At 70.3% G+C, this 22224-nt stretch carries 22 protein-coding genes; 12 read left to right on the top strand and 10 right to left on the bottom strand.

Annotation, left to right across the window (positions count from 1 at the left end; all coding sequences use genetic code 11):
- Nucleotides 1-7 precede the first annotated feature (7 nt).
- Nucleotides 8-178, bottom strand: a complete 171-nt coding sequence (locus ETAA1_RS25580; protein WP_145243335.1) for a DUF1328 domain-containing protein — start codon at nt 176-178, stop codon at nt 8-10.
- Nucleotides 179-352: 174 nt separating this feature from the next.
- Here ETAA1_RS25580 and ETAA1_RS25575 point away from each other — a divergent pair, with 174 nt between their 5' ends.
- Both ETAA1_RS25575 and ETAA1_RS25570 read left to right on the top strand, forming a co-directional pair.
- Nucleotides 353-793, top strand: coding sequence for a barstar family protein (locus tag ETAA1_RS25575; RefSeq protein ID WP_202920401.1), 441 nt, complete (start codon nt 353-355; stop codon nt 791-793).
- 75 nt (nt 794-868) lie between these two features.
- The gene (locus ETAA1_RS25570) at nt 869-2647 is read left to right on the top strand and encodes an ABC-F family ATP-binding cassette domain-containing protein (RefSeq protein ID WP_145243331.1); all 1779 of its coding nucleotides are present in this window, start codon (nt 869-871) and stop codon (nt 2645-2647) included.
- A gap of 95 nt (nt 2648-2742) precedes the next feature.
- Here the strand turns inward: ETAA1_RS25570 and ETAA1_RS33550 are convergent, their stop codons facing one another.
- Complete coding sequence (locus ETAA1_RS33550; protein ID WP_261341995.1) at nt 2743-2865, bottom strand: hypothetical protein; 123 nt, start codon at nt 2863-2865, stop codon at nt 2743-2745.
- Between the two features lie 669 nt (nt 2866-3534).
- Here ETAA1_RS33550 and ETAA1_RS25565 point away from each other — a divergent pair.
- A complete protein-coding gene (locus ETAA1_RS25565) occupies nt 3535-3816 on the top strand; it encodes a hypothetical protein (protein WP_145243330.1) in 282 nt (93 codons plus the stop codon).
- Between the two features lie 7 nt (nt 3817-3823).
- On the opposite strand, the gene ETAA1_RS25560 is transcribed toward ETAA1_RS25565, so the two are convergent.
- A complete protein-coding gene (locus tag ETAA1_RS25560; protein ID WP_145243329.1) occupies nt 3824-5104 on the bottom strand; it encodes a patatin-like phospholipase family protein in 1281 nt (426 codons plus the stop codon).
- 342 nt (nt 5105-5446) lie between these two features.
- Between ETAA1_RS25560 and ETAA1_RS25555 the strand changes: the two genes are divergently transcribed.
- Complete coding sequence (locus ETAA1_RS25555; protein ID WP_145243328.1) at nt 5447-6016, top strand: hypothetical protein; 570 nt, start codon at nt 5447-5449, stop codon at nt 6014-6016.
- On the opposite strand, the gene ETAA1_RS25550 is transcribed toward ETAA1_RS25555, so the two are convergent.
- The 4 genes from ETAA1_RS25550 to ETAA1_RS25535 form a co-directional block, all read right to left on the bottom strand.
- The gene (locus ETAA1_RS25550) at nt 6013-6621 is read right to left on the bottom strand and encodes a GNAT family N-acetyltransferase (protein ID WP_145243326.1); all 609 of its coding nucleotides are present in this window, start codon (nt 6619-6621) and stop codon (nt 6013-6015) included. The genes ETAA1_RS25555 and ETAA1_RS25550 overlap by 4 nt on opposite strands.
- 8 nt (nt 6622-6629) lie before the next feature.
- Nucleotides 6630-7655 carry a carbohydrate kinase family protein gene (locus ETAA1_RS25545; RefSeq protein ID WP_145243325.1) on the bottom strand — a complete coding sequence of 342 codons (1026 nt, stop codon included), beginning with the start codon at nt 7653-7655 and terminating at the stop codon, nt 6630-6632.
- A complete protein-coding gene (locus ETAA1_RS25540; protein ID WP_145243323.1) occupies nt 7652-8428 on the bottom strand; it encodes an enoyl-CoA hydratase/isomerase family protein in 777 nt (258 codons plus the stop codon). Before ETAA1_RS25540 ends, ETAA1_RS25545 begins: the two co-directional genes overlap by 4 nt.
- Nucleotides 8429-8571: 143 nt before the next feature.
- Nucleotides 8572-9084, bottom strand: coding sequence for a DUF1579 domain-containing protein (locus ETAA1_RS25535; RefSeq protein ID WP_145243321.1), 513 nt, complete (start codon nt 9082-9084; stop codon nt 8572-8574).
- Between the two features lie 130 nt (nt 9085-9214).
- Here ETAA1_RS25535 and fumC point away from each other — a divergent pair, with 130 nt between their 5' ends.
- Both fumC and ETAA1_RS25525 read left to right on the top strand, forming a co-directional pair.
- The gene (fumC, locus tag ETAA1_RS25530; RefSeq protein WP_145243320.1) at nt 9215-10750 is read left to right on the top strand and encodes a class II fumarate hydratase; all 1536 of its coding nucleotides are present in this window, start codon (nt 9215-9217) and stop codon (nt 10748-10750) included.
- A 199-nt stretch (nt 10751-10949) separates the two neighbouring features.
- Nucleotides 10950-12182, top strand: a complete 1233-nt coding sequence (locus ETAA1_RS25525; protein ID WP_202920400.1) for a DUF697 domain-containing protein — start codon at nt 10950-10952, stop codon at nt 12180-12182.
- A 124-nt stretch (nt 12183-12306) separates the two neighbouring features.
- Here the strand turns inward: ETAA1_RS25525 and pyrE are convergent, their stop codons facing one another.
- Nucleotides 12307-12849 (bottom strand): orotate phosphoribosyltransferase, encoded by a 543-nt coding sequence (gene pyrE, locus ETAA1_RS25520; protein WP_145243316.1) that lies wholly within the window; start codon nt 12847-12849, stop codon nt 12307-12309.
- A 54-nt stretch (nt 12850-12903) separates the two neighbouring features.
- Between pyrE and ETAA1_RS25515 the strand changes: the two genes are divergently transcribed.
- The gene (locus tag ETAA1_RS25515) at nt 12904-13260 is read left to right on the top strand and encodes a 4a-hydroxytetrahydrobiopterin dehydratase (protein ID WP_145243315.1); all 357 of its coding nucleotides are present in this window, start codon (nt 12904-12906) and stop codon (nt 13258-13260) included.
- 15 nt (nt 13261-13275) lie between these two features.
- Here ETAA1_RS25515 and ETAA1_RS25510 read toward each other — a convergent pair whose 3' ends face one another.
- Both ETAA1_RS25510 and mutM read right to left on the bottom strand, forming a co-directional pair.
- Nucleotides 13276-14913: an ATP-binding protein gene (locus ETAA1_RS25510; protein ID WP_145243314.1), complete on the bottom strand. Its 1638-nt coding sequence runs from the start codon at nt 14911-14913 to the stop codon at nt 13276-13278.
- Nucleotides 14914-14974: 61 nt separating this feature from the next.
- Nucleotides 14975-15868 (bottom strand): bifunctional DNA-formamidopyrimidine glycosylase/DNA-(apurinic or apyrimidinic site) lyase, encoded by an 894-nt coding sequence (gene mutM, locus ETAA1_RS25505; RefSeq protein ID WP_145243313.1) that lies wholly within the window; start codon nt 15866-15868, stop codon nt 14975-14977.
- Between the two features lie 65 nt (nt 15869-15933).
- On the opposite strand from mutM, the gene ETAA1_RS25500 reads away from it, so the two are divergent.
- The 5 genes from ETAA1_RS25500 to ETAA1_RS25480 all read left to right on the top strand — a co-directional run bounded on the left by ETAA1_RS25500 (nt 15934) and on the right by ETAA1_RS25480 (nt 22140).
- Nucleotides 15934-16455 (top strand): hypothetical protein, encoded by a 522-nt coding sequence (locus ETAA1_RS25500; RefSeq protein ID WP_145243311.1) that lies wholly within the window; start codon nt 15934-15936, stop codon nt 16453-16455.
- 67 nt (nt 16456-16522) lie between these two features.
- A complete protein-coding gene (gene trpB / locus ETAA1_RS25495) occupies nt 16523-17749 on the top strand; it encodes a tryptophan synthase subunit beta (RefSeq protein WP_145243310.1) in 1227 nt (408 codons plus the stop codon).
- 241 nt (nt 17750-17990) lie between these two features.
- On the top strand, nt 17991-19784 hold the full coding sequence (locus ETAA1_RS32400) for a GspE/PulE/PilB domain-containing protein (RefSeq protein WP_202920399.1): 1794 nt from the start codon (nt 17991-17993) through the stop codon (nt 19782-19784).
- 116 nt (nt 19785-19900) lie between these two features.
- Nucleotides 19901-20416 carry a TIGR03000 domain-containing protein gene (locus tag ETAA1_RS25485; RefSeq protein ID WP_145243308.1) on the top strand — a complete coding sequence of 172 codons (516 nt, stop codon included), beginning with the start codon at nt 19901-19903 and terminating at the stop codon, nt 20414-20416.
- Between the two features lie 35 nt (nt 20417-20451).
- Nucleotides 20452-22140: an ABC1 kinase family protein gene (locus ETAA1_RS25480; RefSeq protein WP_145243306.1), complete on the top strand. Its 1689-nt coding sequence runs from the start codon at nt 20452-20454 to the stop codon at nt 22138-22140.
- The last annotated feature ends 84 nt before the right edge of the window (nt 22141-22224 follow it).

Raw genomic sequence — 22224 nt, 5'->3', positions numbered from 1 at the left:
GGCGACGTCAGGTGATGTCGGTGGTGCGGCGGCCGAAGACCATCGACACGACGGCGAGGATGAGGAACACGATCAGCAGGAGCTTCCCGATCCAGGCGGCCTCGCCGGCGATGCCGCCGAAGCCGAACAGCGCCGCGACCAGCGCGATGACGAAGAACAGGATCGCCAGGCGTGCCATGGTGTGCCTCCGTGGGGGTGAACCGACGGCGGTGCAGATGCACGTCGCGTACCCAACCAGGGCGGAATGGTGGAAATCCGCGCGGCGAGCCGGGGGCGTCAGCCCCCCGGACTCTTGGGGTGCGTGACACGAGAATCCGGGGGCGACAGCCCCCGGTTCGCCGGCAGCAGGACGGTGCGACTAACCCGTTCGGGAGAGGGCTTCAAGGTGTCGAAGGAGGTGTACGAGATCGACGGATGCGAGTTCGCAACCCTTCAGGAGTTTTACGAGGTGGTCGGCAGGATACTGATCCCCGGGGCCGAGTGGGGGCACAACCTCGACGCCTTCAACGACATTCTCCGGGGCGGGTTCGGCACCCCCGACGGCGGGTTCGTCCTGCGGTGGGCCAACTCGGCGGTGTCGCGCGAGCGGCTCGGCTACCCGGATACGGTACGGCAGTTGGAGCGCCGTCTGACCCGCTGCCACCCGACCAACCGCGACCTGGTCGGAGCCGACTTGGAGCGGGCGCGACACAGCGTCGGCCCCACGGTTTTCGACTGGCTGGTCGAGATCGTCGAGGTCCACGGGGCGGGCGGCGGGGAGGAGGAGGACGGCGTGGAGTTGGTCCTCACGTAGCGACAACTCCGGGCGTCCGACCACCTCGCCCAACCGTATAATCGGCGGTTCCCACCCCGAGGACCGCGCGCGACGATGGCTACCCTGCTGCAGCTCACCAAGGCGTCCAAACACTACGGCGACCAGATTCTGCTCGACGACGCCGACGCCACCATCGGCGACGACGTGAAGGTCGGCTTCATCGGCCGCAACGGCGCCGGCAAGAGTACCCTCCTCCGCATTCTCCTCGGCGAGGAGGAACTCGACGCCGGCGAGGTGTTCCGACACCCGAACCTCCGCCTCGGGTACCTCCGCCAGCACGACCCGTTCCTGCCGGGCGAAACGGCCATCGACTTCCTCATGCGCGACAGCGAGCAGCCCGACTGGCGCTGCGGCGAAGTCGCCGGCCGGTTCGAGATCAAGGGTAGCTACCTCGACGGCCCCGTCGCCAAGCTGTCCGGCGGCTGGCAGACGCGCCTCAAGCTCGCGGCGCTGCTGCTGCACGAGCCCAACCTGCTGATGCTCGACGAGCCGACGAACTTCCTCGACCTGCGGACGCAGATTCTCCTCGAACACTTCCTCCGCGACTTCCGCGCGGCGTGCCTCATCGTCTCGCACGACCGGGCGTTTCTCGCCGCCACCTGCACCCACACCCTCGGCCTGGCCCGCGGCAAGCTCACCAGCTTCCCCGGCAAGGTCGATGCGTTCCTGCAGTTCGAGAGGGAGCGCCGCGAGCACGACGAGCGCTCCAACGCCGGCATCCTGGCCAAGCGGAAGCACCTCGAAGACTTCATCGCCCGGAACAAGGCCCGCGCCAGCACCGCGGCGCTGGCGCAGTCGAAGGCCAAGGCGCTCGAGAAGCTGGAGACGGTCGAGATCGAGTCGGACGAGCCGACGGCCAGCATCCGCGCCCCGCGGGTGGAGGCGCGCAAGGGGGCGGCCCTGCGCTGCCGCGACGTGACCATTGGCTACCCCGAGCGCGCCATCGCCAGCGGCATCGACCTGGAAGTGGACCACGGCACCCGCGTCGCCGTCGTCGGCGACAACGGCCAGGGGAAGACGACGTTCCTGCGCACGGTCGTCGAGTCGCTGAAGCCGCTGAAGGGCGACGTGCGCTGGGGCCACGGCTGCAAGGTCGGCGTGTACGCCCAGCACGTCTACACGTCGCTCCCGGGCGACTGGACGGTCATCGATTACCTCCGGTCGAAGGGGCGCGGGCGGACGGAGCAGGAAGTCCTCGCCGTCGCCGGAGCGCTGTTGTTTCGCAAGTCGCACGTCGAGAAGCCGATCCCGGTGCTGTCCGGCGGCGAGCGGGCGCGGCTCGTCCTCGCGGGGTTGTTGCTCGGCGAGTTCAACGTGCTGGTGCTCGACGAACCCGGGAACCACCTGGACGTGGACACGGTCGAGGCGCTGATGGACGCGCTGATCGCGTACCAGGGGACGGTGGTGTTCACGAGCCACGACCGGCACTTCGCCGGCCGGGTGGCGACGAGCGTGATCGAGGTCCGCGAGGGGCGCGTGGTGGTGTACCCGGGCCGGTACGCCGACTACCTCGACCGCGTCGAGAAGGAAGTGGACGCCGGCGAGCGCGAGGCGGCCGTGGGCAAGGTGAAGGCGCCGGCGGAGGTGGCGAAGGCCCGGCCGGTTGCGCGGGCGGCGCGGCGGGGGGAGAAGGAGGTCCGCAAGGAGATGAAGACGCTGGAAAAGACCATCGCCCTGCTCGACGAGCAGAAGCGGGCCGCGAACGCGAAGCTCATGGAGACTACGAACCCGGCCGAAGCGCTGCGGTTGCACGAGGAGGTGGCGGCGCTCACCGCAAAACTCGACCCGGCCGAGGAGCGCTGGCTGGAGTTGCAGGAGGAGTTGGACGGCTGACGGAAGGAGTTACCTGCCGGGTGTAAGTGTTACGCCCCGGATTTACCGGCGGGTTGCAAGAAAGCCCGGGGACCGCGGTCCCCGGGCTTCGTGGTTCAGTCGCTCCCGCCGAGGTCGGTCCACAGGTCGCCGAGGTCGTGCAGCCCGGTGTCGTCCGTGACGATGTCCGTGGGAATCGGCAGGTTTTCGTCGCGGTCGAGGCGTGCGGCCAGAGGCATCATTCGGCCCTCGTGCGATGGGTCGCCGGCGCCCTCGCGGCGGCCGGCACCCGAGGGCAATGCACGACCGGTGCCGCTGCGAGCACAGATGCAGATTGTCGCCCGCGGACGTGCGCCGTCGAACTGCCGCAACCGGTGTATTCTGCCGAAGTTCGCGCTCCCGAACGGGCGCAAAAAAGGACCGGCCGCCGACTCCCTGACTGTCGCCCATTCAGTCGGGAAGCCGCGGCCGGTCTAAAGGAATCATACTCGCCCCGACCCGCAGAGTCAAATTTCTCGACGCCGAAAATTCCGACACCGACACCCTGTCTGTCGGGTCTTCCGACACCGCCATGTCCGGCAGCTGCGAGGGGAGCGACGGCATAAGTCACATTTTCATATCTAGTTGCGATCAATTTCGGAAAAATCGTCAGCTGCGGCATTGCTCGTGCTTTGGCCATTGGCATCGCAAGATGATCGCCCTTTTGCCCAGAAATCACCTCCCACCGAACACGGGGGGAGTGGTTCTTGTTGATCCAATGGTTCCGGTTCGCCTTCGGAACCCCGCCGGGGTTGGGTTGAAGTTCGTCCTACTCGCCCATTACTTCCCCGACCCCGGCGGTAGCCCATACCCCATCCCGACGCCCACCCCGAAAACGGGTGGGCGTCGGCGTTTCCGGAGGGCCGGTGGTGAGCGACGACATGGCGATGGTGGTGGTGATGGTCGTCGTCGGCACGCTGTTCCTGGGCCTGCTCGGCCTCGGAACACTGGTCGTGCGCGACACCGTCCGCCGTCGCGGCAAGTGGGGCGTGAACCCGCGGCCGATCGAGTGCCCGAACTGCGGCGAGCCGGCGCCCGTGGTGCGGAAGCCGGCGAACCGGCGGCAGATGCTATGGGGCGGAGCCACCTGCGCCGAGTGCGGCCAGGAGTACGACAAGTGGGGTGACCCGGTCGGGGCGGACGCGGGATGAGTCGCCGTCACGGCCCCGCGACATGCGCCGGCGGGCGACGGAACCGGAGCCCACTGCGGATGTAGTCGCCGTCGCCCGGGCTCAGCGCCGGCGGGCCGTACATCCACGCCGGCCCCTCCCCCTGCCGCCGCCCCTCGTCGAACAGCCCCTTCAGCCCCTTCCGGTCGAAGTCCACCGACGTCTGAAGCCCCTGGTAACCCTGGTCCAGCGCCGTCAGGTGGTACCGCAGGCCGCTGGCCCGGCTCAGGCCGTACAGGTTCGCCAGCTCGCCGCGGCAGTGGGCGTAGATCAGCCCCTCCACCGACGCCCCCAGCACCGGCAGCACCCGCGGCCGCACCGGCGCCGCGTCCGGGTACAGCTTCCCCGACACCACCGCGTACAGGTTCCCGCCCGGCGGGTGCGGCCCGGGCCCCGCGGCCGGCGGGTCGGCCGCCGCCCCGGCCGCCGCCGCCGCGAACACGTGCGACGGCACGAACAGCTGCGCCGAGACGGCGCCGTCGGCGTGCAACTCGGTGGCCCGCTCGCCGTCCACGTCGATGCGGAACCGCACCGGCGGCATCATCCCCGGCACCGAGGCCGACGCCAGCAGCACGTCCCGGAACAGCTCGCACCCCTCGGGGCACGGCCGGCACGCGATCGCCCCGACGTCCCACACTACCAGCCGGCGGGTGTCCAGGTTCGTGGTGCCCACGTACAGTCGCCGCCCCTTCTTGTGCTCCTCGGCGATGCGGGTCATCAGCGTCGGGGTAATCTCCTTCTCGATGAGCCGCTGGAGCGGGGACGAGCTGGCGACCGAGTCCTTGAACGGGATGGTCACCCAGGTGCGGATGCGGAACACGTCCTGCGTCTGAAGGGTCGTGTACAGGTGCCCCATGTGGACGTCGTACTCGGGGCCGAGGAACGCGAACGGCGCCATCAGCGCGCCGGTGCTGATGCCCGTGACCACGTCGAACTCGGGGCGGGTGCCGCTGTCGGTCCAGCCGTTGATGAACCCGGCGGCGTAGGCGCCGTAGGCGGCGCCGCTGGACAGGGCCAGCACGTTCCGCGGCCGCCGCATGGGGTAGGCGTCGGAGGCGGCGGGGTCGAACGGGGCCAGGCAGCCGGGGACCGGCGACATGGCCATGACCGGCTCGCCGGCGGGGCCGCCGGGGTGGTCGGCGGGGGCGAGCGGCTGGGCGTGTGGCGGCGTGAACGGCACCGGCCGGCGGGGGGGGTGGATGGCACACCCGGCCGCCGCCAGCGCCGCCAGCAGAAGTGCCCCGATTGTCCCCCGAACGCACCGGTCCATGCGGCGGGCCGTACCCGAATCCGCGGCGGACTGTCAACCCCCGAGGGGCTGGAAGCCCCCCGTCGCGGCGGTTTTGCAGCGACCCAAATTCGCCAGTCCACCCAGATTTTCAGCGGTGGGGCGCGGTTATGAGGGCCAGCAATGCGTGGGTGTGGCCGGAACGGATGAACCGAATTGCCGGGTTGTAACGGAGTTAGCGGAAATGTTGTCCAAATCGGTTGTCCGGCCGGCGACAATGTCTACAATTGGGCTTCGCAACAGTCACGCCATGTCGGCAGGACACGGACCCACGCCAGCGGTTGGCGCGGGGAGCCCAGTGGCGTATCCAGGAGACTCAGCTTGATGCTCACCACCACTTTCGCCGCCGTCCTCGTCAGCGCGGCCCTGGCCGAGGCGCCCTCGGCGCCGGCCTGGGAGACGAACTACGCTCGCGCGTCGGAGACGGCGGTCGCCCAGCGGAAGCCGCTGGCCGTGTTCATCGGCCACGGAGAGTCGGGGTACAACCGGGTCGTCGGCGGCAACATGCCGACCGAGGCCGGCCGGCTGCTCTCGACCAGCTACGTCGCCCTGTACGTCAACGCCGACACCGCCGAGGGGAAGCGCCTGGCGACCGCGTTCGGCGTCGAGGAGGGGCTCGTGATCAGCTCCCGCTGCGGTAACCTGCAGGCGCTGAAGTACGGCGGCGCCGTCCCCGCGCTGGACCTGGCGAGCTACCTCACGAAGTACAGCGCCGCCGACGTGGCCGTGACCACGACCGAGCGGGCCGGCACGGCCGTCGTCGCGGCCCCGGTCGTGACCAGCAGCTGCGCCAACGGCCGCTGCGGCACCGTGGTGACCGGCGGGTACTACACCCCGGCGTACACCGGCGGGGTCAGCAGCTGCCCGAACGGCCGCTGCCCGAACGTGCGCTAAGTCGTCCCGCGACGCCCGGGGACGGCCGTCCCCGGGCGTTCGCCCGTCCAATCCCCCCGCAGGGTCGCGTAGAACCGCACGTCCTCCTGTCTTCCACGCCGGTACAGGCTCCCCCGCAGCGTTCCCTCCGCTCGAAACCCGACCTTCTCCAGCACCCGCACGCTGGCGTCGTTCCCGGCGATCACCCGCGCCTGAATCCGCTCCACGGCGTAGGCCGCGAACGCGTGCGTCACCGCGACCCGGCACGCCTCCGCGGCGTAGCCGGCGCCCCAGAACGGCTCGCCGAGCCAGTAGCCGAGTTCCATCACGCGGTTCGACTGCGACGCCCAGAACACCCCGACCGCACCGACCGGCCAGCGCCGCGGGTCGGCCTTCAGACAGACCGCCAGCGGCTCCGGCACCCCCTCGGCGTAGCGGCTGCGGGCGTAGTCGCGCACGAACACCCGCGTGTCGGCGAGTGTCTGGTGGTGGTCCCAGAGGGTGAACCGGGTGACGGCCGGGTTCGCGGCGAGCGAGAACAGCGGCTCGGCGTCGGCCTCCTCGAACGGGCGGAGGACGAGGCGGGGGGTGTCGAGGGTCGGCGGCCGCCAGTCGGGGCGCATCATCAGCGGGCTCACGGCGTCCCGAGCGCGGCGCGCTCGACCTCGGCGCGGTCGATCCGCGGGGTGGCCCCGCGGTGCTCGCACACCCGGGCCGCGTAGTGCAGCGCGAACCGCAGGCAGTCGCGCAGCGGCCGGCCCTCCAGGTGGAGGCACACCATCGCGGCGGTAAACGCGTCGCCCGCGCCGACGGTGTCGATCACGTCGGCCGGCGGCGCGGGCTCGTCGCATTCAACTTCGCGGCGGACATCGGTGCAGTCGTCGGGCATCTCCTCCCACCACACCCGGCGGACCGTCGCCCCGCTCGCGCCGCGGGTCAGGCAAATCGTGTCCTTCCCGGCGTGGTCGAGCCGCCGGAGCGCGTCGAGGGCGGCCGAGTCGGTCGCCCCGTCGAGGTCGAACAGCCCGACGAGCAGGGCCAATTCCTCGTCGTTTAGCTTGCACCAGTTCGCCTCCCGCAGGCCCCGGCGCAGCGTCTCGCGGTCGTAGTAGTGCTGCCGCAGGTTGACGTCGAAGACGACCAGCTTCCGCGGCCCGGCGGCACCCGCGGCGTGGTCCGCCTCGGCCCACGGGAACAGGTCCAGTGGCCGGCCCTCGCCCACGAACCCGTACACGTTCGCCAGCAGCCGGTAAACAGTCTCCCGAGATGTGACTTCGCGCTGTACGAGCGACCCGAAGCAGACGGCCGCCGCGTCGTACATCAGCCGCGCCGTCGGCTCGTCCCACGCGATCGCGTCCCAGGCCACGCCTTCAGTGATGCGGTACGCCGGCACGCCGGCCGCGTCGAGTGTCACTTGTACGGTGCCGGTCGGGCGCTCCGGGTCGGTCTGGATGAACTCGTCCGTCAGGCCCAGGCGGCGGACTTCGTCGCGCAGCTCGCGGCCGAGGGCGTCGTCGCCGACGCGCGACACGACGGTGCCGGCGTGGCCGAGCTGGCGGCAGTGGAAGGCGAAGTTGAACGGCGCCCCGCCGGCGACGCGGCGGCCGTCGGGGAACACGTCCCACAGCAGTTCGCCGATGCCGACGACGGGTCGCGTCATTGGGGCGCCCACGGCACGGGTCGCTTCTCGAAGAACGCCGCCAGGCCGCCGCGACACTCGTCGGTCAGTCGCGGCTCGGCGCTGGCGCGGGCCAGCTCGTCCACCCCGACCGCCTGCCGGGAACAGCGGCGCAACAGCTCCTTCGTCGTCGCCAGCGCCTTCGGCCCGCCCTCGGCCAGCGACCGGCACCACGCCCGCGCCGTGTCCAGCAGCGCCTCGGCCGGCACCACGGCGTTGACGAGCCCGGCGCGCTCGGCGGCCGCGGCGTCGATCAGCTCGCCGGTGAGGAGCATCCATCGCGCCGTGCGCTCGCCGACGTGCCGGAGCAGGTGCGGCAGCACCATCGCGGCGACAAGGCCGCGCCGCACCTCGGGGTAGCCGAACTTCGCCGCCGACACCGCGACCGCCAGGTCGCACACGGTGACGAGGCCCGCCCCGCCGGCGACCGCCGCCCCGTTCACCGCCGCGACTGTGGGTTTGGGGAGGGCGTAAATCTGCTCGTACAGCGCCGACAGTCGCGCGGCGTCGTCCCAGACCATGTGCTGCTCGTCGCCGAGGGTGGCGCGGAGTTCGTCGAGGTCCATGCCGGCGCAGAACGCGGGGCCGGTGCCGGTGAGGATGACGGCACGAACGGCATCGTCGTCGGCGGCGCGGCTGACGGCGTCGCTGAGGTGCGAGATGAGGGCGCGGCTGAGGGCGTTGCGCCGGTCGGGGCGGTCGATGGTGACTACCGCGGCGGGGCCGTCGCGGTCGTAGCGGACGAGGTCGGGCATGCTCACACCGAAAACGGCAGTCGGACCAGCCGGCGAGCCGAACGCCGTCAGGCGTCGGGTGCGTCTGCCTATCGTATCACGTCGGACGCGACCGATAGACGGACGCACCGGCGGCTGACGCCGCCCGGCTCGCCGTTGTCACGTCACTTCTTCCGCTTGTACAGGATCGTGAACGCCGGCTGCTTCGCGTCGCCCATGTACATCTTGAAGTCGATCGTGTCCGCGTCCGGCATCACCGACACGGCCTGCATCTTCTCCAGCTTCCCGTCCGGGCCGGGGGCGCTCCCCACCATCGTCATCGTCTTTTTCGCCGCGTCGTAGCTCCCCTCCATCACCATCACGCTCGGCATCATGCTGTCGATCCACAGCCCCACGTACTTCTTCTTCGAGGGGTCGTAGCTGTCGTACCCGCGGCCGCTGAACTTCATCCCGCCGAGGTCGCCCTCGAAGTTCGACGCCAGCCACAGCCCGCCCACGTCCATCTTGTAAACACACGTCCCCTTGCTCTCCGTCCCCTCCATCTTCATCGTCGTGTCCCACGTGCCGACCATCGCCTTGAGCACATTCAGTTCCGGGCCGGGGAGGGCCGGCGGCTGCGCCGCGACCGTCCCGCACACCGCCACCGCCAGCACCGCCGGCGCCATGAATCGGGTCATCGCACGCTCCGTTGTTCGGGGAAGCCCGCCACCGCGGGTGCCGGTAGGTTCGCAGACGCCGGCCGGTCTGCCAACCTCGGTTGCCGTAGAATGGCCCCACTTTCCCACCCCCGCCGCGAGACCCTGCCGAATGCCCGCCTACCGCACCGAAACCGACAGCATGGGGCCGATCCGCGTCCCCGCCGACCGCTATTACGGCGCCCAGACGGCCCGCTCGCTCGTCCACTTCGCCGTCGGCGCCGACACCATGCCGCGGCCCGTCATCCGCGCCTTCGGCATCCTCAAGAAGGCTGCCGCGCGCACCAACGCCGAGCTCGGCCTGATGCCCGCCGACCGCCGCGACCTGATCGGCCGCGCCGCCGACGAGGTGATCGCCGGCACGCTCGACGACCACTTCCCCCTCCGCGTCTGGCAGACCGGCAGCGGCACGCAGACCAACATGAACGTGAACGAGGTCATCTCCAACCGCGCCATCGAGCTCGCCGGCGGCGTCATGGGGTCGAAGAAGCCGGTCCACCCGAACGACGACGTGAACATGTCGCAGTCGTCGAACGACACGTTCCCCACGGCGATGCACATCGCCGCCGCGGAGGAGGTGGTTCACCGGCTGCTCCCGAGCGTGTCGGCGCTGCGGAAGACGTTCGCCGACAAGGCCGCGGAGTTCGCCGACGTGGTGAAGATCGGCCGCACGCACCTGATGGACGCCGTGCCGCTGACGCTCGGCCAGGAGTTCGGCGGGTACGTGGCGCAGATGGAGTACGGCATCAAGGCCGTGGAGGCGGCGCTGCCGATGGTGTACGAGCTGGCCCTCGGCGGCACCGCCGTCGGCACCGGGCTGAACAGCCACCCGCAGTTCGCTGCGAAGGTGGCGAAGGAGATCGCGTCGCTGACCAGCCTGCCGTTCGTGACGGCGCCGAACAAGTTCCAGGCGCTCGCCGGTCACGAGCCGCTGACGTTCCTCAGCGGCGCCCTCAAGACGCTCGCCGTCGGCCTCATGAAGATCGCCAACGACATCCGCTGGCTGGCGAGCGGGCCGCGGTGCGGGCTCGGCGAGCTGACCATCCCGGAGAACGAGCCCGGGAGCTCGATCATGCCGGGGAAGGTGAACCCGACGCAGAGCGAGGCGATGACGATGGTGTGCGTGCAGGTGCTCGGCAACGACGCCGCCGTCGGGTTCGCCGCGAGCCAGGGGAACTTCGAGCTCAACGTGTTCAAGCCGGTCATCATCCACAACGTGATGCACAGCATCCGCCTGCTGACCGACGCCTGCCGAAGCTTCCGCGAGCACTGCGCCGCCGACATGCCGGAGACGGACTACGAGGCGCTGGAGTACGTGGTCGGCGCCGACAGCGGCATGGTGGAGGTGGACCAGTCGGCGCTGAAGCCGAAGGCCGGCGGCAAGGTGCGGAAGGGGATCGACGCCAACCGCGCGGCGATATCGCGGATCGTGAACGAGTCGCTGATGCTGGTGACCGCGCTGAACCGGCACATCGGGTACGACGCGGCGGCGAAGATCGCCAAGACGGCGCACCACAACGGCACGACGCTGCGGGAGGAGGCGGTGAAGCTGGCGCCGCCGCTGAAGGACGGCGGCGGCGTGCTGACGGCGGAGAAGTTCGACCAGATCGTGCGCCCCGAGACGATGACGGGCCCGGGCGCCGGGTAAAAGACGGATGGCCACAAAAAGGCACGAAAAGACACAATAAGGAAGACAGAACAGAGCTTGAATTCCGTCTTGGCTCGGGTTTCCTTTTTGTGTCTTTTGTGCCTTTTTGTGGCCATCCGTCTTTGTCTTCCATCGCAATCCCGCGGCGCGGCCGGCGAATCACTCCGGTACAATGGCCGCACACCTCGGGGGACCGCCGATGCCCGCCAACCCAGCCGCCTGGGACGACGAAGACCGGATCGGCGTCCCCGTCGCCGGCCGTGCCGCCACCCTGCCGCGCCCCGAGAACAGCGGACTCACGCCCGCCGCTCGCCAAGACGAGCACGTCGAGCTGCGCGAGGGCGAGACCGAGCTCGGCCGCCCGCCGCAGGTGCCGTCGGCGCTCGACCTGCTCTCGGACGCCGACCGCGCCACCCTCCGCAAGCTCGAAGACGAGCAGGCCGCGAAAGAACTCGCCGAAGCCGAAATGCTCCTCGCCGCCGACCCCACCGGCCTCGGCTGGCTCGGCTGGTTCGGCGCCCCGCTCGTCCTCGCCTTCTTCGTCGGCTCCGTCGGCCTGGCCGGGCTGTTCACGTTCAACCAGGTGCTCGCGCTGCTGGCGAACCTGGCGGCGCAGCCGCAGTGGGCGCAGTACGTCGGCTACGCCGGCCTCGGGCTGTTCGGGGCGTGCATCCTGTACGCCTTCGGCCGGTTCGCGGTCCTGTACGCCCGCCTCCGCCGCAACCGCCAGGTGCAGGTGAAGGGGCTCGAAGAACTCGCCCGCCGCACCCGGCTGCGCTGGCTCGCCGCCGCGAAGACGGACGAGGCGCGGGAGCAGCTCGAACGCTACCTGCGCGAGTACCCGCTCGACACCGAGAAGGACCGCAAGGCGCTCGCCGCCGTCGGCCTGTCCGACGCCGTGCAGGTGCGGCTGAAGGTGGTCCGCGAGCAGCTGATGGACCCGGCAAAGTTCGCGTCGAGCGAGCAGTGGTTCGCCCGCTTCCGCGACGAGTTCCAGGCCGAGCTCGACGCCGCCGCCGAGAGCCGCGTGAAGTACTGGGGCAGCCGCATCTGGGTGGTGACGGCGGTGGCCCCGAACGCGGTCGTGGACACCGGCGCGACGCTGTTCTACGCGGTGTCGATGCTGACCGACCTGTGTCGGGTGTACCAGCTGCGCGCCGGCAAGACGGGGACGGGCGTGTTGCTGAGTCGGGTGTTCTTCAACGCCTACCTGGCGGGGCAGGGCGCCGAGTGGGAGAAGGTGGTGGAGGACCAGTACGACCAGCTGTTCCACGAGGCGCTGAACGTGGTCGGCGTCGGGGTGGGCACGAACCTGGCGGGGAAGGTGCTGGGCAAGGTGGGCGCCCGCGCCACCACGGGCTACCTGAACCGCGTCCTTCTGGTGCGCCTGGGACGCTACGCGGCGCGGTTGCTACGCCCGGTGGCAAGGTAAATTCAAGGCAGGATGGCCACGAAAAGGCACGAAAAGGCACGAAAAGGAAGAACGGCGAAAACCAGGATTCGGTCTTGGCTCGGTGTTCCTTTTCGTGCCTTTTCGCGGCTAATCGGCTTTGTTCTTAGCTCGGTTCGATGCCGAAGTCGCGGATCGTGAACAGCGGGCGGTAGTCGTACCCGGCCAGCGCCTCCCGCGCGCCCTGCAGCCGGTCGCAGATACACACCACCCGCAGCACCGTCGCCCCGACCGCCTCCACCGCCTTGATCGCTTGAACCACGCTGCCGCCGGTCGTCAGCACGTCGTCGATCACGACCACGCGGTCTCCCTTGCTCACCTGGCCCTCGACCAGCTCCTGGCTGCCGTGGCTCTTGGCCTGCTTGCGGACGAAGAAGCCTTCCAGCGCCCGGCCGTGGCGGTGGAACGCCGTCAGCGCCGCGGCCGCCATCGGGATGGCGCCGACCTCCAGCCCGCCGATCGCCTCGAACGTCAGGTCGGCCGTCGCCGCGTACAGCTCCTCGCCGAGCAGGGTGATGGCCTCGGCGTGGAACAGCACCTTCTTCGAGTTCACGTAGTAGCTGCTCTTCTTGCCGCTCGCGAGCGTGAAGTCGCCGAACTGGAGGGCGCGCTGGCGGAACAGGTCGCGGAGGCGGTCGCGGGTCGTCATGTTGTAGCCCGGCGGGCGGGGTGATAGGTTCAGGTCAGAATACGGAGGACGATCATGGCCGACGCCTGCACCTACACCGAGGCCGAGGTGGCGACGAAGGTCGCCGAACTCGGCCTGACCGGATGGAACCTGGAGGACGGCTGGCTGCGGAAGAAGTTCAACACCGACGGCTGGCCCACCACGCTGATGCTGGTCAACGCCATCGGCTACCTCGCCGAGGCCGCGTGGCACCACCCCGACCTCGGCGTCACCTGGGCGAAGGTCTGGGTGAAGCTGAAGACCCACTCGGCCGGCGGCATCACGGACAAGGACTTCGAACTCGCCCGGAAGATCGACGAGGTCGTGCTCTGGCGGCCGGCCGCGGGCGGCGGGCTGGAAGGCACCCCCAACAAGTTCGTGAAGGCGTCGTAGGAAGCCGGCCGCGCCCTACGCCGCCGGCCCCGGCTCCTCGCCGAGCTCGAAGTCGAGGAGCGGCTCGTCCGCGAGGCGGGCCGCGACGCGCACCGTGAACGTGCTGCCGCGGCCGAGCTCGCTGTGCAGGCCCACGTCGCCGCCGAGCAGCTTCGCCAGCTCGCGCACGATCGACAGCCCCAGCCCGGTGCCGCCCTGCTCCCGCGTCAGCGGGTTCGCCGTCTGCCGGAACTTCTCGAACACCAGCTCCTGCTCCTCCGGCGCGATGCCGACGCCGGTGTCGGCCACGGTCAGCACCAGCTCCGCGCCGTCGGACGCGGCGCGGAGCGTGACGCGGCCGCCCTCGGGGGTGAACTTCACCGCGTTCGACAGGAGGTTCGACAGCACCTGGTGCAGCTTCCCGGCGTCCTGCCGGACCGCCGGCGTGCCGGGCTCCACGAGCACCTTGAGGTCGATGTTCTTCTTCTCGGCCTGCTGGCGGAACATCGCCGCCGCGTGCTCGCACGCCGCGGCGACGTCGAGCGGCTCCGGGCGCAGCCGCATCTTGCCGGCTTCGAGCTTCGCCAGCTCCAGCACGTCGTTGATGAGCGCCAGCAGCTGCTTGCCGCCGGTCATGATGTTGCCGGCGTAGCGCTGCTGCTTCTCGGTCATGTTGTCCGCCGAGAGGAGCACCTCGCTGAACCCGATGATGCTGTTCAGCGGCGTGCGCAGCTCGTGGCTCATGGTGGCGAGGAAGTCGCCCTTCAGGCGGTTGTTCTCGTACAGGGCCATGTTCACCCGCGCCAGCTCGTCCACCTTGCGGTCCAGGTCCGAAATCAGCTTCTTGTTGCGGTCCTGGGTGTTGGTCAGGTTGCGGATCATGCGGTTGAAGGCGTGCGACAGGTCCTCGAACTCGTCGCCGGTCTGAATCTCGCTGCGGATGTTCAGCTCGCCGCCGGCGATCGCCTCCGACACCTCCTTCAGGTGCTTGAGCGGCTTCACGATCACGTACCGGATCATGAGGTAGCTGCCGGCGATGATGAGGAGCGACGTGCCGACGGCGAACGAGATGAGGACGGCCCGGTTGGTGTGGAAGCCCTCCTCGATCTCGCGGGTGGTGAGGCGGATGCGGACGATGCCGATGAGGTCGTTCGGCTTCAGGTCGGGGCGGGCCAGTTCCGGGCGGCCCATCTTCTCCGGGTCGCGGTGGCAGCCGACGCAGGACGGGGCGGCGCGAAGCGCGGAGTAGTAGTAGTACGCCTTCTCGGCGTCGGCGTCGCGGTCCCACTCGGTGCGGTCGGGCTCGCTCACCTTGGACACGGCCGGCATGTCGTCGGCCTCGGCCCGGTGCTCGGGGTCGCTGGGCGTGAGCGGCACGCGGATGAGGCGGACGTTGTAGTCGCGCAGCTGGGCCGGCCAGTGGGCCTCGTTCTGCTTCGCGAACTCGTCCATGGCGTTCTGCTGCTCGGCGCGGACGTGCAGCCGGGCCAGCGCCGGGGTGACGAGGGTGCGGCCGGTGGTGCGGAGCTGGTCGTGGGCGAGGCCCTCGGTCTGGATGGCGTACACCCAGAAGCTGCCGGTCATGAGGACGAGCACCATGGCGCCGAGGAGCCACCGGCACTTCCGCTCCAGGCTCGTCTCGCCGAGCAGCTTCTTGAACGCGCGGTAGGACATGACGGCGACTGGGGGGACTGAGGGACACAGGGGCACAGGGACACAGGGACCGACCGTCCGATCATTTCGGCTTGAGCCGGGGGCGGGGGCGCTCCCTGGTTCCTGCCCCTCGGTCCCTCGGTCCCTCGGTCCCTCGGTCCCTCGGCTGACACTTCGGGCAGTAGTGCGACGACCGGCCTGCCAACACGACGCGCTCGATCGCGGCTCCACAGGTGAGGCACGGCTCACCGGTGCGGCCGTAGACGCGATGCTCCAGCTGGAAGCCGCCGCCGAGGCCGGAGCCGCCGACGTAGTCGCGGATCGTGCTGCCGCGGGCGGCGATCGCGGTCGTCAGCACGGCCTCGACGGCGACCCGCAGCGCGTCGCACTCGGCGGGCGTCAGCGAGTCGCCCTTGCGGGCGGGGTGGAGGCCGGCGCGGCAGCACGCCTCGTCCGCGTAGATGTTGCCGACGCCGGCCACGACCGTCTGGTCGATCAGGATCGCCTTCAGGTTCCGCGCGGAAGCACGCACGACTTCGCGGAACGCGGCCGGGTCGAGGCCGAACGGCTCGGGGCCGAGGCCGGCGGCGGCGAAGAACGCTTCCACCGCGGCGTCGTCGGCGAACAGCGTGACGGAGCCGAACCGGCGCACGTCGCGGAAGCGGAGCTCGGTGCCGTCGTTCAGGGCGAACACGAGGTGCAGGTGGTCGGGCTCGGGTTCGGCCGCGGCGACGGCGGTGAACTGACCCGTCATGCCGAGGTGGACGACGATGCGCGGCCCCTCCATTTCGACCACGATCCACTTGCCGCGGCGGCGGATCGCGGCGACCCGCCGGCCGACCACGTCCGCCGCCCAGGCCACGTTCCACGCCTTGCGGAGTTGCTTCGCCCCGACGCGGACGGCGGTGACCGTGCGGCCGACCGCGCGGGGGCGGAGGTCGCGGACCACGGTCTCCACCTCGGGCAGTTCCGGCATCCCGGGATTCTACCAGACGGCCGGTTGCGTGCTACGCTTCGGCTGGTACTCACCCGGGGGCGGCGATGCGCTGGACGATGCGGGAGCGGACGGCCGGCGAGGTCGTGGCCGTGGTCGTGCTGGTGGCCGGCGCCCTGAGCGCGAGCCCCGCCGAGGACGCGGCGAAGGTTCAGCCCGGCATGACGGCCGCGGAGGTGGCGGCGGCGCTCGGCAGCGAGGGCCGGCCGGACTACGCCACGGAGCAGTTGAAGCACGGCGCCCGCGACCTGTCCGACCTGTGGAGCGAGTCGGCGGTGGACCGCGGCCGGGCCATGCGGAAGGCGGACAGCTCGGTCTACCGCGACTACGACGTGGGCGCCGGCGTGGTGGCGGTCGCGTTCCACGGCGCGGAGGGGGAGGAGCGCGTCACGTCGGCCGAGGGGTACCGCGTGTTCCGGCCGGGCTGGCACCTCGTGCCGTGGCTCGTCGGCGCGGTCGCGGCCGGGCTGCTGACCGCCGAAGCGCTGCGGTGGCGGCGTCGGATCGCACCGCTTTTATCCGAGCCCGCCCCGGCAGGGGCCGAAAGGGTGGCGCACTCCGCCCCCTGACGCGCCCGCTCGGGGGGCACGCGCCTAGAATGACGGCGCGGACCCACCCCACGAGCGACCCCGGCTCATGACTTCTGCCCCCGTCTCCCACGTCCCCGACGCCCGCGGCCGGTTCGGCCCCTACGGCGGCCGGTTCGTCCCCGAAACCCTCATGTTCGCGCTCGAACAGCTCGACCGCGCCTACAAGGACGCGCAGGCCGACCCCGCGTTCCTCGCCGAGTTCGACCGGCGGTTGCAGGAGTACGTCGGCCGGCCGAGTCGGCTGTACTTCGCGGAGCGGCTCACGGCGGAAGCCGGCGGCGCTCGCATCTACCTCAAGCGCGAAGACCTGAACCACACCGGGGCGCACAAGATCAACAACGCCCTCGGCCAGGCCATGCTCACGAAGCGCATGGGCAAGTCTCGCGTCATCGCCGAGACGGGGGCGGGGATGCACGGCGTCGCCACCGCCACCGCGGCGGCGCTGTTCGGCATGACGTGCCGGGTGTACATGGGCGAGGAGGACATCCGCCGGCAGGAGCTGAACGTCTTCCGCATGAAGGCGATGGGGACCGAGGTGTTCCCCGTGTCGAGCGGCAGCAAGACGCTGAAGGACGCCACGAACGAGGCCATGCGCGAGTGGATGAGCACCGTCGAGGGGACGCACTACATCATCGGCAGCGTCGTCGGCCCGCACCCGTTCCCGATGATGGTCCGCGACTTCCAGAGCGTCATCGGCCGCGAGACGATCGAGCAATCCCGCGAGCTGTTCGGCCGGCTGCCGGACGCGGTGGTGGCGTGCGTCGGCGGCGGGAGCAACGCGGCCGGCATGTTCTACCCGTTCGTGGACGAGGCGGGCGTGGAACTGGTCGGCGTCGAGGCCGGCGGGCGGAACAAGGAGCGCGGCCAGCACGCCGCGACGCTCACGTTCGGCGCCCCCGGCGTGCTGCACGGCAGCTTCAGCTACGTGCTCCAGGACGACGACGGGCAGACGGCCGACGTGCACTCGGTGAGCGCCGGGCTGGACTACCCGGGCGTCGGCCCGGAGCACAGCTACTGGCGCGACAGCAGCCGGGTGCGGTACTGCAACGTGAGCGACCAGGACGCGCTGGACGCCTTCCACCTGTGCGCCCGGCTGGAGGGGATTTTGCCGGCGCTGGAGACGGCGCACGCGGTGGTCGAGACGATGCGCGAGGCGGCGCGGCGGCCGAAGACGGACGTGGTGGTGCTGTGCTTCAGCGGCCGCGGCGACAAGGACTGCGCCGAGGTGGCTCGGCTGATGGCGGGCCGGAAAACGGGAGCGAAGCCGGATTAACCACAGAGTCACAGAGAGCACAGAGGGAAGACAGAAAACCGAGACGAGGCAGAGTTTGATTTCAATCAATCTTGTGTCTTCCTCTCGGTTTTTTGTCTTCCCTCTGTGCTCTCTGTGACTCTGTGGTTAACCCGTCGTCTCTTGCCGACCCCACCCTTCCTCTTGACCGCGCGGAAACAATAGCACCGACAAGTCCCAGCCCAGGTGTCCACCCGCCGCGGTCGCGGCGGCGGAGACCGCCGTGATCCCCGACATCATCCACAAGCGGGGCGCCGTCCACCTCGCCGCCGAGGCCGCGGAGCCGTCGGTCATCCCGCTGCCGACGCCGCCCCCGCACGTCCTCGAACTCGTCCCCGAGTCGGTGGCGCGCGAGAATCTCGTCCTCCCCGTCCGGCTCGACGGCGAGACGCTGTTCGTGGCCGCCGCCGACCCCAACGACCTGTCCGTCGCCGACAAGCTGACGTTCATCCTGAACAAGAAGATCCGCCTCGTCGGCTACCCGCGGGCCGCGCTCATCAAGGCCATCAACGAGCACTACGGCCAGAGCGAAACGGAGTCCGTGGACTCGATGCTCTGCGAGTTCACCGACACGGCTATCGACTTCGACGTGCCCGAGGAGTCGGTGACGCGCACCGCCGCGAAGGCGAAGCGCGCCCACGCCCGCGTCGAATTCCTCAAGGGGATGCGCGGCACGATCGACCCGAACACCGGCCGTTGGGATTCCGTTCACGTCGCCGACCTTCAAGCCAACATCCCCCAGCGGCCGATGCCGCCGGGACTCGACACCACCCCTGACTACGGGACCGCCACCATGTGGTACTACACCGTCGAGGAGGGGCAGCGGGCGCTCATGGTCCGCGCGGACGGGAGCATGGAGGTCGTGATCGGGCCGCGGCGCGTGTGGGCGTGGCGGAAGCGGTTCGAGAAGATGCGGCACTTCGTCGCGCACCCCGGCGAGTTCCTCATCGTCCGCTTCCGCGACGGCCGGCAGGAACACGTCCCCGGCCCCGCCGACCTGTGGTTCGACCCGCGCGTCCACGAGACCGTCCAGCGCCAGGACGCCCTCCAACTCGCCGCCAAGGAGGCGGTGATCGTGTACAGCCGGGCCGCGGGGTCGGACGCGATCACGCGGCGGATCGTGTACGGGCCGACGCTGTTCGTGCCGGCGCCCGGCGAGTGGCTGCACACGTTCGCGTGGCACGGCTCCGAGGGCGGCTCGCAGGGCGTGCGGAAGGTCGCCAAGGGGCTCGTCTTCCAGAAGCTGTGGCTCATGCCCGACCAGATGTACCACGACGTGCCCGAGGTCCGCACCGCCGACGACGCCGTCCTCACCATCAAGCTCATGCTCTTCTTCGAGCTCATGGACATCGACCGCATGTTGGAGGCGACGCACGACCCGATCGGCGACTTCATCAACGCCGCCACGTCGGACGTGGTCGAGTTTTGCGGCCGGCGTACGTTCGAGCAGTTCAAGCACGACACCGGCGGGCTGAACGAGCTCGACGCCTACCGGCAGCTCACGGCGCGGGCGGCCCAGAACGGCTACCGCGTCAACAAGGTGGTCTACCGGGGCTACGCCGCCCCGGACCGGCTCCAGGCGATGCACGACCAGGCGATCGAGTCGCGGACGCGGCTGCAACTGGAACGCGCGACCGAGGAGCAGGCGCAGACGCTGGAGGACTTCAAGCTAAACGCGCAGATGAACCGCGCGACGCGGCGGCGGACCGAGCAGACGGCCGAGGTGGAAGCCGAGATCGAACTGGGCCGCAAGCGGCAGGAGGCGGAGCTGCGGCAGAAGGAGGCGGAGCGCACGGCCGTGCGCGACCAGCGCCGCCGCGACGCGGAGACGGAGATCGAGGTGCGCCGGCAGGCCGAGGAGCGGCAGCGGCAGCACCTGAGCGCGCTGCGCGAGATGGGCGTGGACCTGACCGCGTACCTGACGCAGGGCCGCGCCGACCGCGTGATCGAGCTCCGCGGCAAAGGCGCGACGCCGCACCTGCACCTCGACCGCGAAGCGGAGCGGAACGGGGATTGAAGCGGCCCGGGTGGTAGTTTGGATAATCTGGGCAAGACAGGTTGTGTCGGACACGCCGGTCGCTAGAGTCGAGGGGGAGGGGGCTTTATGCCGCCCCCGCAACCCGGAGACACCCCATGCGACGCGCCCTGTTCGCCGCCGTCCTGGCCGTGGCCGCATCCGCCGCCCCCGCGAAGGCCTGGGACTGGCCGACCGCCACCAGCGCCACGTTCCCGCTCCTGACCCCGAGCGGGTACTACACCAACACGTACTACTACGGCTGGGCCTACCCGTGGTTCGCGTACTACAACTACGCCCACGGCCCGTACGCGAACTGGGCGTCGTACGGCCCCTACGCCACCTACGGGTGGGGCTGCTACGGCTGCCGCGGCTACGCCGACCCGTTCGCCGGCACCGGCGCGGCCACGCTGGTCGTCGACCTGCCCGAGAGCGCCGTCCTGAAGTTCAACGGGGTGTCGTCGCCGACCACCGGCAACTCGCGGACGTACTCCGTGCCGGCACTGAGCTACGGCCAGGATTACGGGTATGAACTCGTCGCCGAGGTGACCGCGAACGGGAAGACGACCCGGGCCGCGGCGAAGGTGGTGTTGCGGGCCGGCGAGACGGCCCGCGTGACGCTCAACCCGAAGTAGCGGGCGCTCCGCCCGGAGCGCGGGGGACGCCCGGCATGCGGCTCGACCTGGCGTCCATCCCGCAGCTCGCCCGGAACCTGTCCCGGGTCGTCGAGATCGTCCGCACGCTGACCAAGTACGGCCTCGCCGACGTGGTGCTGCGGCTCGACCCCGGGTTCGTCCGCCGGTGGGCCGCCCGGACCGAGATCGTCCGCCTGTCGCAGCTGACGTTCGAGGCCCGGGTGCGGCTCGTCCTCACCGAGCTCGGCACCACGTTCATCAAGTTCGGCCAGGTCCTCAGCACCCGCCGCGACGTGGTCGGCTCGGCGCTCGCCGACGAACTGTCCGAACTACAAGGGAACGTCCCCGCGGACCCGTTCGAGGCCACCCGCGACCTCATCGAACAGGAACTCGGTCGCCCCGTGCCGGAGGTGTTCCCGCACTTCGAACCGGTGCCCCTGGCGTCGGCGTCGATCGGGCAGGTCCACCGGGCCACGCTCCACGACGGCCGCGCGGTCGTGGTGAAGGTGCAGCACCCCGGAATCGTCCGCCGCGTCGAGAACGACCTGTCCATCCTCGCGGAACTGGCCGAGCTGGCCGTGCGGTTCCTGCCGGAGCTGCGACCCTACCGCCCGGTCGCGGTTGTGGCCGAGTTCAAGCGTGTGCTTCTGCGCGAGCTCGACTTCCGCCGCGAACTGCGCAACCTGCAACTGTTCCGGCAGGCGTTCGAGAAGGACGCCGGCGTGGCGGTGCCGGAACCGTACCCGGCGTTCTCGACCGGCCGCGTCTTGACGATGGAGTACCTGGAGGGCGTGCCGTTCACCCGGCTCGAGAAGGTGAGGTCGGCCGGCGGCGACCTCCACGACCTGGCGGCGCGCGGGGCGCACGTCTTCCTGGCGATGATCTTCCGCGACGGCATCTTCCACGCCGACCCGCATCCGGGCAACCTGCTGTACCTGCCGGCGACGCCCGACCACCCGCGTGGCCGCATCGGGCTGCTGGACGTGGGCATGGTTGGCCGCGTGGACGCGAAGCTGCGCGACCGGATCGAGCGCGGCGTGACCGCGGCGGTGAACCACGACGCGGCGACGCTGACGGACCTGATCGTGGAGGTGGCCGACGTGCCGCCGAAGCTCGACGCCGACGCCCTGGAGGCGGAGGTGGCGGAGCAGCTGGCATACTACTGGGGGATGCCGCTGGACCAGTTCCAGCTCGGCACGGCGCTGAACGACCTGACCGACGCGGTCCGCCGCTACCACGTCCTGCTGCCGGCGCCGCTGGCGATGCTGCTGCGGGTGCTCATCATCCTCGAAGGGACCGGCCGGCGGCTGTCGCCGAAGTTCAACCTGGTGGGGCTGCTGGAGCCGTACGCGCGGTCGCTGGTGATGAAGAAGCTGTCGCCGAAGCGGGTCGTGCGCCAGCTGTTCTCCGACCTGCGCGAGTGGGAGCAACTCGTCCGCGGCCTGCCGCGCGAGGTGTCGGGCCTGTTCCGCCGGCTGAACAACCAGCAGCTCGCGGTGCAGCTGGACCACCGCCACCTCGACCCGTCGGTGAACCGGCTGGTGTTCGGGATGATGGTGAGCGCGCTGTTCTTGGGCTCGGCGGTGATCTGGGCGGCGAAGGCACCGCCGCTGCTGTGGGACCTGCCGGTGTTCGGGATGCTTGGGTGCGCCACGGCGACGATGTTCGGGTTGCGCCTGTTCCGGGCGATCCAGCGGTCGGGCAGGCTGGAGGACAAGGAGTGATCGGGTCGCCGGTTGCGGCGTAGCACGGCTGCGCACCGCCGCACGCGGCGGCCTACCTACAATGCCACCCCCTTCCCCCGAGGC

Origin of the sequence: Urbifossiella limnaea (assembly GCF_007747215.1) — a bacterium.
GTDB classification, from domain to species: Bacteria; Planctomycetota; Planctomycetia; order Gemmatales; family Gemmataceae; genus Urbifossiella; species Urbifossiella limnaea.
The sequence above is the reverse complement of the archived record's forward strand: the minus strand, read 5'-3'. Positions and strand labels throughout refer to the sequence as shown.

Coding starts and splice junctions, on each gene's coding strand:
- ETAA1_RS25580 (WP_145243335.1), bottom strand. CDS start 178: ATGGCACGCCTGGCGATCCTGTTCTTCGTCATCGCGCTGGTCGCGGCG.
- ETAA1_RS25570 (WP_145243331.1), top strand. CDS start 869: ATGGCTACCCTGCTGCAGCTCACCAAGGCGTCCAAACACTACGGCGAC.
- ETAA1_RS33550 (WP_261341995.1), bottom strand. CDS start 2,865: ATGCCTCTGGCCGCACGCCTCGACCGCGACGAAAACCTGCCGATTCCC.
- ETAA1_RS25560 (WP_145243329.1), bottom strand. CDS start 5,104: ATGGACCGGTGCGTTCGGGGGACAATCGGGGCACTTCTGCTGGCGGCG.
- ETAA1_RS25555 (WP_145243328.1), top strand. CDS start 5,447: ATGCTCACCACCACTTTCGCCGCCGTCCTCGTCAGCGCGGCCCTGGCC.
- ETAA1_RS25550 (WP_145243326.1), bottom strand. CDS start 6,621: ATGATGCGCCCCGACTGGCGGCCGCCGACCCTCGACACCCCCCGCCTC.
- ETAA1_RS25545 (WP_145243325.1), bottom strand. CDS start 7,655: ATGACGCGACCCGTCGTCGGCATCGGCGAACTGCTGTGGGACGTGTTC.
- ETAA1_RS25540 (WP_145243323.1), bottom strand. CDS start 8,428: ATGCCCGACCTCGTCCGCTACGACCGCGACGGCCCCGCCGCGGTAGTC.
- ETAA1_RS25535 (WP_145243321.1), bottom strand. CDS start 9,084: ATGACCCGATTCATGGCGCCGGCGGTGCTGGCGGTGGCGGTGTGCGGG.
- fumC (WP_145243320.1), top strand. CDS start 9,215: ATGCCCGCCTACCGCACCGAAACCGACAGCATGGGGCCGATCCGCGTC.
- ETAA1_RS25525 (WP_202920400.1), top strand. CDS start 10,950: ATGCCCGCCAACCCAGCCGCCTGGGACGACGAAGACCGGATCGGCGTC.
- pyrE (WP_145243316.1), bottom strand. CDS start 12,849: ATGACGACCCGCGACCGCCTCCGCGACCTGTTCCGCCAGCGCGCCCTC.
- ETAA1_RS25515 (WP_145243315.1), top strand. CDS start 12,904: ATGGCCGACGCCTGCACCTACACCGAGGCCGAGGTGGCGACGAAGGTC.
- ETAA1_RS25510 (WP_145243314.1), bottom strand. CDS start 14,913: ATGTCCTACCGCGCGTTCAAGAAGCTGCTCGGCGAGACGAGCCTGGAG.
- mutM (WP_145243313.1), bottom strand. CDS start 15,868: ATGCCGGAACTGCCCGAGGTGGAGACCGTGGTCCGCGACCTCCGCCCC.
- ETAA1_RS25500 (WP_145243311.1), top strand. CDS start 15,934: ATGCGCTGGACGATGCGGGAGCGGACGGCCGGCGAGGTCGTGGCCGTG.
- trpB (WP_145243310.1), top strand. CDS start 16,523: ATGACTTCTGCCCCCGTCTCCCACGTCCCCGACGCCCGCGGCCGGTTC.
- ETAA1_RS25485 (WP_145243308.1), top strand. CDS start 19,901: ATGCGACGCGCCCTGTTCGCCGCCGTCCTGGCCGTGGCCGCATCCGCC.
- ETAA1_RS25480 (WP_145243306.1), top strand. CDS start 20,452: ATGCGGCTCGACCTGGCGTCCATCCCGCAGCTCGCCCGGAACCTGTCC.